Genomic DNA, 12,718 nt, shown 5'->3' with positions numbered 1-12,718 from the left:
CCTGCCGGGCATCTCCCCCACTTGGGCCCGCAAGGGGGAGATTAGCTGTCGCCAGCGCCTCGCTATCTCCCATAGGTATACGTCACGCTCGCCTCGCCCAGCGCCTGGCTTTTCGCCGCGACCGATACCATCTCCGGCGACGGATTTGCCGGCGTGCGCAGCTTGGCTTCGCCCAGCGCGTAGAGCGTGAACACATAGTGGTGCGCGCCGCTGCCGGGCGGCGGGCATGGGCCGAAATAGCCGGCGCGGCCGACACCGCTTTCGCCAGACACCGTGCCCTTGGGCAAGCGCTTGCCGCCCTTCGAGCCGACGCCTTCGGCCAGGCCCTTGGCGCTCGCCGGGATGTCCCAGGCGAGCCAATGCCAGAACCCCTTGCCGCCGTTGGCATCGGGATCGAACATGGTGAGCGCGTAGCTCTTGGTGCCGGCCGGCGGATCCTTCCAGGCAAGCGCGATCGAGACGCTCTTGCCGCCGCATCCAGCCTTGTCGCCGAGATATTTGGCGTCCCATTTGCCGTTGGAGACCGACGGGCTGGAGATCTCGAAGGCCGATGCCTGGGTGGCGAGGGCAGCGAAGGCAAGCACGGTAAAGCCAAGGCGCAAGATCATGGCACTTCTCCCTAGCTGAAATGACGGAGTCTAGCCGAAAGACCGCGCTAAACCGAGCAACTTTGCGTGACGGCTGGCGGGGGCGCAGGAGCTGCCAATCTTCACAGGGGTCACCACCAAACTCCCCCTACTCCGCCGCGTTGCATTCCTCCAGCGGCGGTGCCACCAGTTCCGCGACGGCCGCCAGCCACAAACGGTCGATGCGGGCGAGCTTGGCGCCGTCGATCTCGTCGAGGTGGTTCCAGTACATCCCGTCCTCGTAGAAATAGTCGAACTCGCGCTCCATCGCCTCGGCCGCATCCACCGTCTCGGTATCGATGCAGGCGCGCAACTCGGCCCGCATGGCGGCAAGGCGCGATGGCGTGAGCGCCCGAACCTCCTCGAAGGAGAGCTTCGGGAATATCAGCCGGCTGCGCGGCAGGTCCGACAGGTTGACGCAGAGCGTGCCGCGCCGCAGCGCGTGGATCAGCAGGCGCGCGGACTTTGCCTCGAGGCTCTGCAGCGTGATGTCGCCGCGCAGCGGGTCGGCGCGGCCGGTGCCGTAGAAATGCGTGTCGCCGGCATGATCGTAGATCATGTCGCAGCCGAGGAAGGCGAGCACGTCCGGTCTCTGGCTGTGGACGGTCCAGTAGGCCGCCGTCATCGACATGGTGCCGCCGGCATAGGCGAAGCCGCCGAAGCTGTTCTGAGCCGGCACATAGTCGGCGGCGCTGAAAATCCGCCGCTCCGGATCGGGCCGCGGCATGCGATCGGCCGGGAAATCGCCGGCATGGACAAGGATGTCCCAGTCGGAGCGCACACGCCAAGCATTGTTGATGGCGACGATGTCGGCGAAGGCCCGCTTCGGCCATGAAGCGCAGCGCATGACATCGGGCGCGCTGCCGAGCAACAGTGTCACGCGGAGCGATGCATCCATGCCATCCTCTCTCACCGGCCGGGGCGACACATTTGACCTTATCGGCCCTCTCCTGCAAGGGCCGACCGTCGCGCGATCTATCCGCCAAGCCCCTCGAAAAGGCCGGCGATGCGGCCTTCACGAATTCTTTCAGCCGGAACATCCCCTGGAATGCTCCGTTGGAAATTCAATCAACGATGCAAACCGATGGAGATTTCCTCATGATGAAGAAAATCCTCGCAGCTTGCGTGCTCACCCTTGCGCTCGCGACCTCGGCCGCGGTGGCGCAATCGACCGGCACGAGCGCCGGTACGAATGCGTCGGGCAGCGCGTCGGGCGGCGTGAACGGCGGCGGAACGGTGACTGGCACAACTCCGACCCAGACGGATACGACCACGACCGGTTCCACGAACAAGTCGAACGGCATGGAGGACCGCTGCAAGGACAGCGGCGGCTACGATACCGACAACAACACTCCTAGCGGCGCCATGACTTCCGACATGCAGAACTGCAACAAGTAGCATCGCTTGGCCCTGTCGCGCTCTCTGCGTCGGCTCCCCGATGCGGGCCTATAAAAAAGCCCCGCCGGTGGAGGCCGTCGGGGCTGTTTCGTTCGGGCCGTGAAGGTGGGACTTCGCGGCCTGTCGATCCAGGGGGTGTTGGATCGGCCGCGACCCTAGCTGAAGAATCGGCCGCCCCGACAATCACGCCTACGCACCAGCAATCACGCCTGCGCGAGGCAGAGGTGATAGCCGGCCGTTGATCTTCCCCTCGAGGGGGGACTATCCCCTTAGCAACCTCGCCAACCTTGGCACACCCTCGCCCACCGCGCGGTCATCCGCGAGCGTGAACGACATACGCAGCGTGTTGCGGCCAGTGCCGTCGGCGTAGAAGGCCTTGCCGGGAACGAAGGCGACGCGCGCCTCCTTCACCGAACGCGCCAGGAGGTCGGTTGCGTCCGAGCCTTCGGGCAGCGTCAGCCAGACGAACATGCCGCCGTCCGGCCGGCTCCAGGAAATGCCGTCCGGCATGTTTTCCTCGAGCGCGCCGAGCAGCGCGTCGCGACGCCGGCGATAGGCGCCGATCAGCCTCTCCACCTGGCCATCGAAGATGGTTTCGGCGACCCGGTGCATGACCATCTGGTTGATCGAGGGGCTGTGCAGGTCGGAGGCCTGCTTCATCAGCACCAGCTTTTCCACGACGTGGCGCGGCGCGCAGACCCAGCCGACGCGCATGCCGGGCGACAGGATCTTGGAAAACGAGCCGCAATAGAGCGTGCGGGCCTTGTCGATGCCGCCGGAACGCGCGCAGTCGAGCGCCAGGATCGGCGGCACGGCCTCGCCGTCATAGCGCAGCGCCCGATAGGCGGCGTCCTCGATGACGGCTATGTCGAGCTCGCCGGCAAGATCGAGCACCGCCTCGCGCTGCCCGGCATCGAGCGTATTGCCGGTCGGGTTGGCGAAATCCGGCACCAGATAGGCGAACTTCACCTTGCCGCCATTGGCCGCGGCGGCCGCGCGATAGGCTTCCGGTGTCATGTTGCCGCCGGCTACGTTCAGCCGGTCGTAGCGCGGCTCATAGGCGTTGAAGGCCTGCAGCGCGCCGAGATAGGTCGGCCAGGTCACCAGCGCGGTGTCGCCGGGCGACAAAAACAGCTTGCCGAGATAGTCGAGCGCCTGCTGCGAGCCGGAGGTGATGAAGATATTGCCCTCGTCGCACCGGACGCCGAGCTTGCCCATGTAGTCGGCCAACCATTTGCGCAGCGGCAGAAAGCCTTCGCTGACCTGATATTGCAAGGCGGCGCCCGCCTCCGCGCCGCCGAGCACCGCCTGGTAGGCGTCGCCGATGGCCTCGGCTGGAAACAGCGTCGGATCCGGAATGCCGCCGGCGAAGGAAATGATGTCGGGCTGGTCGAGCAGCTTGAGCAGCTCGCGGATTTCCGAGGCCTTCATGCGCGAGGAGCGCGAGGCCAGAAGGTTCAACAGGGTCAAGGCGCACCTCCCGCAGGGCGAGTTCTTATTTAGGTCAATGTAGCTGACCTATTATCAGGCTTTTTAGCCGAATTGAATAGCCCAGCCGCGAAGCGCGCACAGGCCAATCGCCCGGCCGTGCAGGTCGGGATTGTCGTCATATTAGAATGGGCGCATATTGAGTCGATCCGAAGCCGTTTGCTCCGGTTGAACCGCCGTTGGCTGTGCTTGTCCAGGCGGTCCGCAGACCATGTCAAATGCCAGCGAAAGACACTGCTGTGTGCTGCCCGACAATCGAGCAGCCGAGACAGGATATTGGGAGGAGATTAGCCATGAAGGTTACCATATTGGCGAATTACGAACCCCATGCCGCCAAGGGGCTGATGCAGGGATCGAACCGCGAAGTTGCAATCCAGGCGCTTTTTGAAAGCGTCGGCGGCAGGATGAGCAACCTGACGTTCACGCGCGGCATGTACGACGTCGTCGTCAATGGCGAGGTGCCGGATCAGGTTGCCGGGATGGGCATGGCCCTTGCCGTGCGGGCCAGTGGCTCGGTGAGCGACCTCGTCGTGCTCGAAGAGCTCGACATGAAAGCCGTGATTGCAGCCGCCAACAAGGCCGCCGGCGCCTACAAGCCCGCCGGCTGAGCGTCGGACCCAGCGGCACGGACACAAACGCGCCCGTGCCGCCGGCGTCGCATCGCCAAAGCGGCCTTTGTTTTGACGCATGTCGTTGTCCCAAAACCGCCGCACACTTTCGGGCGACATGCGGTTAGAAGGGCAACCGAATCTCTATGTCCTGGACGGGATCGGGCAAGCCGATATCCCTGCGGATCTCCGGCGGCAGTTCATTCAGCTCGCGCACCGTCCTGCGGCGCTGGCTCGCCCGCGCAAAGGCGGCCCGGATTCGGCTAAGGCTCTTAAACATCGCGACCTCCACTTCAGCAGCGGCAAAATAGTGCCGGGCGCGCCGCTTTTGCGGTGCGTCTGTAACCAGCCGATTGCGCGGAAACGGTGAAATGCTTCACGAAGCCGAAGCGGCCTGAAACATATGCATGCAAACTAATTGCGGGTGGAGGCGCATGTCGATCCGCGGCGCCCGCTATGTCAGGCGATCAAGCGAAGGCGGCGGCAGGCGCCCGCATAATCCGGCGCCTGCCGTCCGGCCCCTCGCCATTCGGCTTTCAGAACTTCATGGTGCTCGGCGTCTATGCGCCGGCCCGGCGGGCGCGTTTGCCCGACGTATCCTGCCTTTGATCCTCTTCGTCGATCTCGCTCATCGCCTGTTCCCAAAAGCGCAAGTCGGCGCCCTCGGGCTTTCCTTCCTTTTCCCAAAGTTCATAAGCGCGCATGCGGATGCGCTCTTCCCTGCTCTGATCAGCCATCGGTTCCTCCGGATCTCGATTTCACCAGAAGGAACGTTGGTAGCGGCGAAACGATCCGTGACTGAGTGGGCCGCAGCCGATTTTCCGCGCCGCTCAGCCGATCATTGCGCCGCCGCTGGCGACCGCCCTGCCCGCCCGGTACACCGTGCGCTCCTTCGGCACCGCCACCACCGCCTCCGGCACATGCCCGGCCCTGAGCGCGACGAAATCGGCCTTGGCGCCGACGGCGATGCCGTAGCCCTCAAGGCCGAGCGCCCTGGCGCCTGCATGGCTCACCACGTCGAAGGCCGCTTCCAGTTCCCGGTCCTCGTAAAAGCCGGAGCGGTAGCCGATCATGTTGGCACGGTTGAGCATGTCGCCATCGCCATAGGGCCACCAGGAATCGCGGATGTTGTCGGAGCCGCCGAAGACGGTCACACCAGCCTTGCGCAGCGCGGCCACCGGCGGAAAGGGATGATTGCCCGGCGCGTTGGTCATCACGGCGACGCCGGAAGCGGCGAGCATGTCGCCCGCTTTGGCCAACGCGTCGGCGGAAATGTCGCCCAGCGCATAGGCGTGGCTGATGGCGACTTTCCCTTGCATGCCCAGCGCCGTTGTCCGCGCGGCGATCTCCTCGATCTCGAACAGGCCGAGCGCGCCGCCGTCATGCAGATGGATGTCGACGCCGGCGCCGCGCCTCTCGGCGAGGCCGAAGACGACATCGAGATGGCCCTTCACGTCGCGGTCGAAGCTCGCCGGGTCGAGCCCGCCGACAAGCTCGCAGCCGAGTTTCAGCGCCTTGTCCAGAAGCTCGGCCGTGCCGGGCGACGACTGGATGCCGCTCTGCGGGAAGGCGACGAGCTGGATGTCGATCACGTCGCGATATTTTTCGCGCACGGCAAGGATCGTCTCGACATGCTTCAGCCCGACCGCTGCGTCAACCATGACGTGGCTGCGCATCGCAAGGCTGCCATTGCCGACGCAGAGCTCGAGCTGGTTTTTCGCGCGCTCTTCCATCGGCGCGGCCCACTCGAGGTTCCGCATCTGGAAGGCGACGCGCTCGCGCACGTCGAAGCCGTTGGTGCAGGGAATGTGCGGGCGCCAGGCATCGCCATAGAAGGAGGTGTCGAGATGGATATGGCCCTCTACGAAGGCCGGCAGGACGAGTTGGCCGGCGAGATCGATGGCGCCCGGCGCCGGACTGGCTGGCTTGGCTGCGGGCGTGATGGCGCTGAAGCGGCCGTCGGTGACGGTCAGGTTGGCCAGCGAGCCGTCGGCGAGCTTGGCGTTGAGGAAATGGGTCTGGCGCAAGATGCAAATCCGTTGGAAGCGAAAGCGCCAGTCGTCGCCGCCCGGTGGGCCGAGGTCAATGCAGCGGAAGATAGAAAGTCTTTCGCCCTTTCCCTTCTCCCCTTGCGGGAGAAAGTGGATCGGCGCGCAGGGCCGAGACGGATGAGGGATGTTGGAAGGAACGAGGCGTGGATGATTTTGAGCACCTGACCTCCAACGTCTCGCTCCGCCCAGCACGCGTCATCCGTCGCCTTCGGCGGCACCTTCTCCCGCAACAAGGGGAGAAGGTGCCACTGCCTATTCCGCTTTCGCGGAAGTTTCCGCGCGCAAAAAATATGCGATGGTGCGGTCTGCGGTACGAGGCCGCCGTGGTCGACGCGGACGCCCAAGCACATCCCCAACAATGTCGCCCCCAACGGCCGCGTCGACCATGAACCAAGGCGACCCCGCGGTCGCCGCTTCTTTTGGGCAATCAGGCTTGGGCGTATTCGGCGACCAGCCCCTCATACTCCTCGAAGGCCGGCAGGGCCGCGTAGCTGTGCACGGCGGGTGTCGTCGCCCAGGATAATTTCTCGCTGGTCCAGGTCTCGATGAAGGGCGTGAACCAGGCATGGTCGTCGAGCATGGTCGGGCGCAGGTTGACGAACCAGTCGAGCCCCTCCGGCCGGGTGAACATCCAGGTCATGCAGTAGCCGCAGAAATAGTGTCTCGAGGCGCCATGCAGGCCGCCGATCACCGGCTCCCCCTTGGTGATCTCGAAACCTTCCGCGGGAATGGCGGCGCTCAGCGAATAGGCGCTGGAGGACATGAGCTGACAGCCGGTGCAGTGGCAGGCCATGGTGAGCAGCGGCTTTGCCGAGATTTTCAGGCGCACGCGGCCGCAGCGGCAGCCTCCTTCGGCGGGCAGGGAAAGCGTTGGCACGGTAGGGCTCCTTTGGGGTCTTCCCCTTCTCCCCTTGTGGGAGAAGGTGTCGCCGAAGGCGACGGATGAGGGGTGCTGGACGAAGCGAGGCGATGGAGTCCTGGCGCTTCAACCAGCAGACCCCGAGTTTCTTCCAACACCCCTCATCCGTCTCGGCGCTGCGCGCCGATCCACCTTCTCCCACAAGGGGAGAAGGGAACTGGCGCTCAGCTGCCAACCAACACCGCCGTCGTCGTCAGCCGCGCGCCCTGCTCGGCAAAGGCCGCATTGTGCCGCGCGATGATCTCCGGCGCCTTCTCCTCCTGAGAATCCAGTGTCGAATGCGCATCCGAAACCACGGTGACGCCAAGCCCTTCGGCAAAGGCGCCTTTCACTGTTGCGGCAACGCAGAAATCGGTCTGGGCGCCGATGAGCACGACGTCGCGCGCGCCCTGCCCCGCGACCCACTGACCGAGCTCGGCATTGGAAAAGGCATTGCCGACCGTCTTGCCGAAGGTCGGCTCGCCGGCGGCCTGGCCGAGCTGCGGCCAGACCGGCCAGCCGGAAGCGCCCGGCGCCAGCGGATCGCCCGCCGGTCCGTCATGGCGGATGAAGGCCACCTTGCGGCCGGAACGGCGCGCCCAGTCGATCAGTCTTCGGGCGCGTTCGGCGATCGTGTCCGCGTCGTGGATCGGAGGATCGAAACGGCCGTCGAACATGCCGGTCTGCAGGTCGATGACGATAAGCGGAGCGGCGGCGGAGGGGGCGGTGTCTGGCATGGCGGTGAGGATAGCGTGGTCGGGGGGTGGGTCAAGGCGGCAGCCTTCTCCTTCTCCCCTTGTGGGAGAAGGTGGATCGGCGCGCAGCGCCGAGACGGTTGAGGGGTGCTGGAAGGAATGAGGCGCAAAAAATATTTTGCATTTTCAATCGCTTACCTCTTCAACGCCGCGATCCGTCCAACACCCCTCATCCGTCCGAGCTTCGCTCGGCCACCTTCTCCCACAAGGGGAGAAGGTGGGCGCTACGACATCAGCGGCATGGGTCCCTTCAGCGCTTCTGCCAGCGCCTCGCGGAACACCGCGATCGGCCGCGCGAGTCTTCCCGCCGGCGGGCGGTGGAGGAGCCAGCAGCGCACCTGCGGCTTGAAGCCGGGGCAGTCGACCACCTCGACCGCGTCGCGCCACGGACTGCCAGACAGGGCGCCGGGGGTGACGACGCCGATGCCGTGGCCGCGCGCCACCAGCGACATCCTGAGATCGGCCCCTTGCGCCTCGACGCCGACGTGGAAAGGCAGCCGCGCCACTTCGAAGCGGTGGCGGATGAAGGCGCGGAAGCCGCAGCCGGTCTCGTTGAGCACCCAAGGGTAGCGCGCAAGGTCGGTGAGCTCGGCCGGTTTCGGCACGCCGAGGCCTCGCGAGGCAACCAGCAGCACCGCCTGCACGCCGAGATCGTCGCCGACGAGTTCCGCCGGCGGCGCGACACCTTCGGCGAGGCAGACGGCGACGGCGTCGATTTCGCTGTGCAGCACCTGCTCCACCAGGCGCGGCGACAGGCTGGAGGTGATTTTCAGCGTCAGCTGCGGAAAGGCCGCGCGAAGACTGTCGAGCGGCTCGGAGAGCGCGCTGGTCGAGAGATAGGGCATGATGCCCAGCCGGAACTCGCCCCTCACCTCGCCGGCCGGCGACACGCCCGCCTTCAGATCCTCCAGCGAGCGCAGCACGCGGCGGCCATGCTCATAGGCCTCGCGGCCCGAGGCGGTCGGCTTCAGCGGTTTCGACTGGCGGTCGAGCAAGGGGGTGGCCAGCCGCTCCTCGAGATTCTGGATGCGGCGCGTGACGCCTGGCTGGGTGAGGTTGAGCCTGGCCGAGGCGCCGACGATGGAACCGGTTTCGACGACGGCGACAAAGGCTTCGAGGTCGTGGATATTCATGCGTATCTCGCATAATCATTATCATATCAATTCAATTGTAGCATTATGCCTATTCCGAATAAAGTCCTCACTGGATATGCGAACAGCGAGGAGCCTCATGCACGGAACGCACAACGCGCAATTGGCCGAGCGGCCGGCCGAAACCATCACCCGATCGCAAACGCTGCTCTTTGCCGCCTCGGTCGGCATCATCGTCACCAACCTGTTCGCGCCGCAGACGTTGGTCGGGCTGATCGGCCCGTCGCTGGGCGCGGCGGCATCGGAGAGCGGCCTGGTCTCTATGGCGACCTTGCTCGGCTATGCCGCCGGGCTGTTCTTCCTGGTACCGCTCTCGGACCTTGTCGAGAACCGGGCGCTGGTGCTGCGCATGCTCGGCGCGGCGGCGATCGCGGCGGCGATCGCATCATTCGCGCCGTCAGCCACCTCACTGCTCGCCGTGCTGTTCGTGCTGGGCGCCGCCTGCTCCTGCATCCAGGTGCTGGTGCCGGTCGCCGCTTCGATGGCGCCGCCCGGACAGGACGGGCGCGTCATCGGCGACGTGATGAGCGGGCTGATGATCGGCATCCTGTTGTCGCGGCCGCTCGCCAGCCTGGCCGCCGACGTCTTCGGCTGGCGCGCCTTCTACGGCATCAGCGCCGCGGCGCTGGCGCTGCTCGCCATCCTGCTCGGCCTCGCCTTGCCGCGGCGGCGGCCGCTGGCGCACACGAGCTACGCGGCGTTGATCGCCTCGCTGCTGGAGCTTTTGCGCCAGGAACCGGTGCTGCGCCGCCGCGCGCTGACGGCGAGCCTGGCGATGGCTGCCTTCAGCGTGTTCTGGACGGCGGTGGCGCTGCGCCTTGCAGCAGCACCCTTCGATCTCGGCCAGCGCGGCATCGCGCTGTTCGCGCTGGCCGGCGCCGGCGGCGCGGTGGTGACGCCGCTCTTCGGCCGCGCCGGCGATCGCGGCTTCACGCGGCCGGCGACGGTTCTCTGCCATCTCGGCCTGATCGCCGCGCTCGGCCTCGCGGCGTGGGCGGGCGCAGCGCAGACCGGCGGTTCATGGTTGCCGCTGGTGCTGATGGGTATCAGCGCCGTGCTGCTCGACATCGGCGTCACCGGCGACCAGACCCTCGGCCGCCGCGCCGTCAACCTTTTGCAGCCGAAAGCGCGCGGGCGCCTCAACGGATTGTTCGTCGGGATCTTCTTCATCGGCGGCGCTGTCGGCTCTTTGCTGGCGGGGATGGCCTGGGCGTGGGGCGGATGGAATGCGGTCTGCGCGGCGGGCGCCGTATTCGGGGTGGCGGCGCTGGTGGTGGATTGGGTGAGGTAGCGGGGCGCCCTCCTTCTCCCCTTGCGGGAGAAGGTGGATCGGCGCGCAGCGCCGAGACGGATGAGGGGTGTTGGAAGAAATGAGGGGATGAAATATCGAGCGATTGTAAGTGCTTAGTTCCTCGAGGCAGCGATCCGTCCAACACCCCTCATCCGTCCGAGCTTCGCTCGGCCACCTTCTCCCACAAGGGGAGAAGGAGAGGCGCCTCACTCAATCCCGCCCGTCACAACATAGGCGCCCGCCGCACGCCCATCCGGCAATCGCGCAATGGCCGTCACGATCGAGCCGTAGGAACCGCGCCAGACGCTGTGGAAGCCCTGATGCGTCGAGGCCGGCACCTCGACCCGGCCGGTGTAGCGGTTACCTCCCGGCTGCATGATGACCGCCTCACCATTGACGTGGACTTTCACGACCGCATCCGGCTCCGCCTCGCCCGCCTCAATCTCCAGCTCGATGGCAATCTCGTCGGAATCGCCGGCGTGGGCCGTCTCGGCAGTCAGCGTCAGGGCAAACGGCGCGTCACCGGCACCGCTCGTCATACCGCCGCGCGCCACAAACACGTCGTCTGCCAGCGCCGGCGTGCGCGGCGGAACGGTGCGGCGCTGCGTGGAGCGCTCGTAGTCGCCGGCCATCGTCAGCAGCCCGACGTCGCCATAGGCCTTGCCGGCGAAGGTCAGACCCACCGGCATGCCGATGTCGGCCATGGTGCCCATCGGCACCGTCACCGTCGGGATGCCGAGATGGCGCCAGACCAGATTGCCGTTGGCGACCCAAGTGCCGTTGCGCCAGGCTAGATCGGCCGAGGCCTTGTTGACGTCGGCATCGGCCGGACCGACATCGGCGACAGCCGGCAGCACCACGGCGTCGAGCCGGTTGGCCCCGAGCCAATCCTCGAAATCGACGCGGCGCGTTGCCTCCAGGCCCTTCAGCCCTGCCTCGATCGTGGGAATGTCTTCGAGCGGCGAGACACCCTGCTTGGCCCACTCGACATACTCCGCCAGGTCGAAGCCGTCGTCGCCGTAGCGGTCGGGCAGTGCGCCCGGCGGCTGCGGGAAGATCTTCGGCCCGTCGACCGAGGCGAGATCGGGGAGCGCCGGATCGGCATTGGCGCGCAGGAAATCGTCCCACGACCAGATCGACAGGTCCCGGAGCTCGCGTTGGGCAAACTCCCGCGGCACCAGCCCGCGATCGACCATGGAGCACGCGCCCGGACGGTCGCGCTCGTAGTTCGAGACGACGGGGAAATCGACCTCGACCACCTCGGCGCCGAGCGCTTCCATGTCGCGCGCCGCCTGCCGCCAAAGATCGAGCACCGAGGCGCGCGTCTCGATCGGCCGCTCGGCGCCTTCATCCTTGCCGATATACATTCTGGGGACAGCGAGCCGCTTGCCCCTGAGCGCGCCTTGCAGCGAAAGCCCCGTATAGCTTGCCGGCCGAAGCGCCGAAGCCTTGGGGATCGGCACCCAGGACTGCACGCGCCAGAAATCGCCGCGCGTGACGTGATCGTCGGCGACGATCACGTCGAGCAGCTCCAGCAGGTCGGGAACCGAGCGCGTGTGCGGCACCACCACATCCATGGTCGGCACCAGCGGCCAGTTGCCGCGCACAGAGATCACGCCGCGCGAGGGCGTGTAGGCGATCAGCGCATTGTTGGAGGCCGGCGCGCGGCCGGACGACCAGGTCTCCTCGCCGAGCCCGAAGGCGGCGAAGCTCGCGGCGGTCGCCGTGCCCGAGCCGTTGGACGAGCCGGAGGCGAAGGCGGCGGTGAGGTAGTCGGCGTTGTAGGGGCTTTCGGCGCGGCCATAGACGCCGCGCTGCATGCCGCCATTGGCCATCGGCGGCATATTGGTGAGGCCGATCAGCACCGCGCCCGCCGCGCGCAGCCTGGCGATGGTGAAGGCGTCGCCGGTGGCGGCGAGATGCTCGAAGGCGGGTGAGCCTGCCGCGACCGTCAGGCCCTTCGCCTTGTAGCTGTCCTTGGCGGTGTAGGGGATGCCGTCGAGAGGCCCGAGCGTTTTGCCTTGGAGGCGACGGCGGTCGGAAGCCGCCGCCTCCTCGAACATCTTCGGATTGAGGATGGGCACGGCGTTCAGCGCGATGCCGTGCCGGTCGTAATGCGCGATGCGCCGCAGATACGCGCCGACAAGCTCGACGCTGGTGACGGCGCCTTCCTCCAGCGCGCGGCGCAGGTCGGCGATCGAGGCTTCGACGAGGTTGAGGGTGTTCATCTCATTCCCTGCTTGTGTGGCGGCCACAACGGCCAAAGGCCGCGTTCCGTCACACCCCCCTCTGCACTGCCGGGCATCTCCCCCGCAAGGGGGGAGATTGGATGTTGCCGTCGCTTCCGCCAATCAGCGACATTGCAGAGAGGGCGCCGCCGCCGGAACTGCCGATCTCCCCCCATGCGGGGGAGATGGCCGGCAGGCCAGCGGGGGGTGCGAAGGAACTCGGC

13 protein-coding genes are annotated in these 12,718 nt (G+C 66.5%); 3 read left to right on the top strand and 10 right to left on the bottom strand.

Annotated elements, in window-relative coordinates:
* Positions 1–62 precede the first annotated feature (62 nt).
* Together P9236_RS16505 and P9236_RS16500 are read right to left on the bottom strand one after the other, a co-directional pair.
* Positions 63–608, bottom strand: coding sequence for a YbhB/YbcL family Raf kinase inhibitor-like protein (locus tag P9236_RS16505; protein ID WP_278075704.1), 546 nt, complete (start codon positions 606–608; stop codon positions 63–65).
* Between the two features lie 127 nt (positions 609–735).
* Positions 736–1,524 carry a hypothetical protein gene (locus P9236_RS16500; RefSeq protein ID WP_278075703.1) on the bottom strand — a complete coding sequence of 263 codons (789 nt, stop codon included), beginning with the start codon at positions 1,522–1,524 and terminating at the stop codon, positions 736–738.
* Between the two features lie 200 nt (positions 1,525–1,724).
* On the opposite strand from P9236_RS16500, the gene P9236_RS16495 reads away from it, so the two are divergent.
* Positions 1,725–2,024 carry a hypothetical protein gene (locus P9236_RS16495; protein WP_278075702.1) on the top strand — a complete coding sequence of 100 codons (300 nt, stop codon included), beginning with the start codon at positions 1,725–1,727 and terminating at the stop codon, positions 2,022–2,024.
* A 261-nt stretch (positions 2,025–2,285) separates the two neighbouring features.
* On the opposite strand, the gene P9236_RS16490 is transcribed toward P9236_RS16495, so the two are convergent.
* Entirely contained in the window at positions 2,286–3,455 is a 1,170-nt protein-coding gene (locus P9236_RS16490) for a PLP-dependent aminotransferase family protein (RefSeq protein WP_278075873.1), read from the bottom strand.
* Between the two features lie 350 nt (positions 3,456–3,805).
* On the opposite strand from P9236_RS16490, the gene P9236_RS16485 reads away from it, so the two are divergent.
* The gene (locus tag P9236_RS16485; protein WP_278075701.1) at positions 3,806–4,120 is read left to right on the top strand and encodes a GYD domain-containing protein; all 315 of its coding nucleotides are present in this window, start codon (positions 3,806–3,808) and stop codon (positions 4,118–4,120) included.
* 124 nt (positions 4,121–4,244) lie between these two features.
* Here P9236_RS16485 and P9236_RS16480 read toward each other — a convergent pair whose 3' ends face one another.
* From P9236_RS16480 to P9236_RS16455, 6 genes are all read right to left on the bottom strand, one after another.
* Positions 4,245–4,400 (bottom strand): DUF1127 domain-containing protein, encoded by a 156-nt coding sequence (locus tag P9236_RS16480; RefSeq protein WP_278075700.1) that lies wholly within the window; start codon positions 4,398–4,400, stop codon positions 4,245–4,247.
* 280 nt (positions 4,401–4,680) lie between these two features.
* Positions 4,681–4,857, bottom strand: coding sequence for a DUF2934 domain-containing protein (locus tag P9236_RS16475; RefSeq protein WP_278075699.1), 177 nt, complete (start codon positions 4,855–4,857; stop codon positions 4,681–4,683).
* Positions 4,858–4,950: 93 nt separating this feature from the next.
* Entirely contained in the window at positions 4,951–6,150 is a 1,200-nt protein-coding gene (locus tag P9236_RS16470) for an amidohydrolase family protein (RefSeq protein ID WP_278075872.1), read from the bottom strand.
* Between the two features lie 448 nt (positions 6,151–6,598).
* The gene (locus tag P9236_RS16465) at positions 6,599–7,048 is read right to left on the bottom strand and encodes a GFA family protein (protein WP_278075698.1); all 450 of its coding nucleotides are present in this window, start codon (positions 7,046–7,048) and stop codon (positions 6,599–6,601) included.
* Between the two features lie 206 nt (positions 7,049–7,254).
* Positions 7,255–7,806 carry a cysteine hydrolase family protein gene (locus P9236_RS16460; protein ID WP_278075697.1) on the bottom strand — a complete coding sequence of 184 codons (552 nt, stop codon included), beginning with the start codon at positions 7,804–7,806 and terminating at the stop codon, positions 7,255–7,257.
* Between the two features lie 242 nt (positions 7,807–8,048).
* Positions 8,049–8,957 (bottom strand): LysR family transcriptional regulator, encoded by a 909-nt coding sequence (locus tag P9236_RS16455; RefSeq protein ID WP_278075696.1) that lies wholly within the window; start codon positions 8,955–8,957, stop codon positions 8,049–8,051.
* 97 nt (positions 8,958–9,054) lie between these two features.
* Between P9236_RS16455 and P9236_RS16450 the strand changes: the two genes are divergently transcribed.
* Positions 9,055–10,266, top strand: coding sequence for an MFS transporter (locus P9236_RS16450; RefSeq protein WP_278075695.1), 1,212 nt, complete (start codon positions 9,055–9,057; stop codon positions 10,264–10,266).
* Between the two features lie 206 nt (positions 10,267–10,472).
* On the opposite strand, the gene P9236_RS16445 is transcribed toward P9236_RS16450, so the two are convergent.
* Positions 10,473–12,494: an amidase gene (locus P9236_RS16445; RefSeq protein WP_278075694.1), complete on the bottom strand. Its 2,022-nt coding sequence runs from the start codon at positions 12,492–12,494 to the stop codon at positions 10,473–10,475.
* Positions 12,495–12,718 lie beyond the last annotated feature (224 nt).

This window comes from Mesorhizobium sp. WSM4884 (assembly GCF_029625675.1).
Taxonomy (GTDB): domain Bacteria; phylum Pseudomonadota; class Alphaproteobacteria; order Rhizobiales; family Rhizobiaceae; genus Mesorhizobium.
The sequence above is the reverse complement of the archived record's forward strand: the minus strand, read 5'-3'. Positions and strand labels throughout refer to the sequence as shown.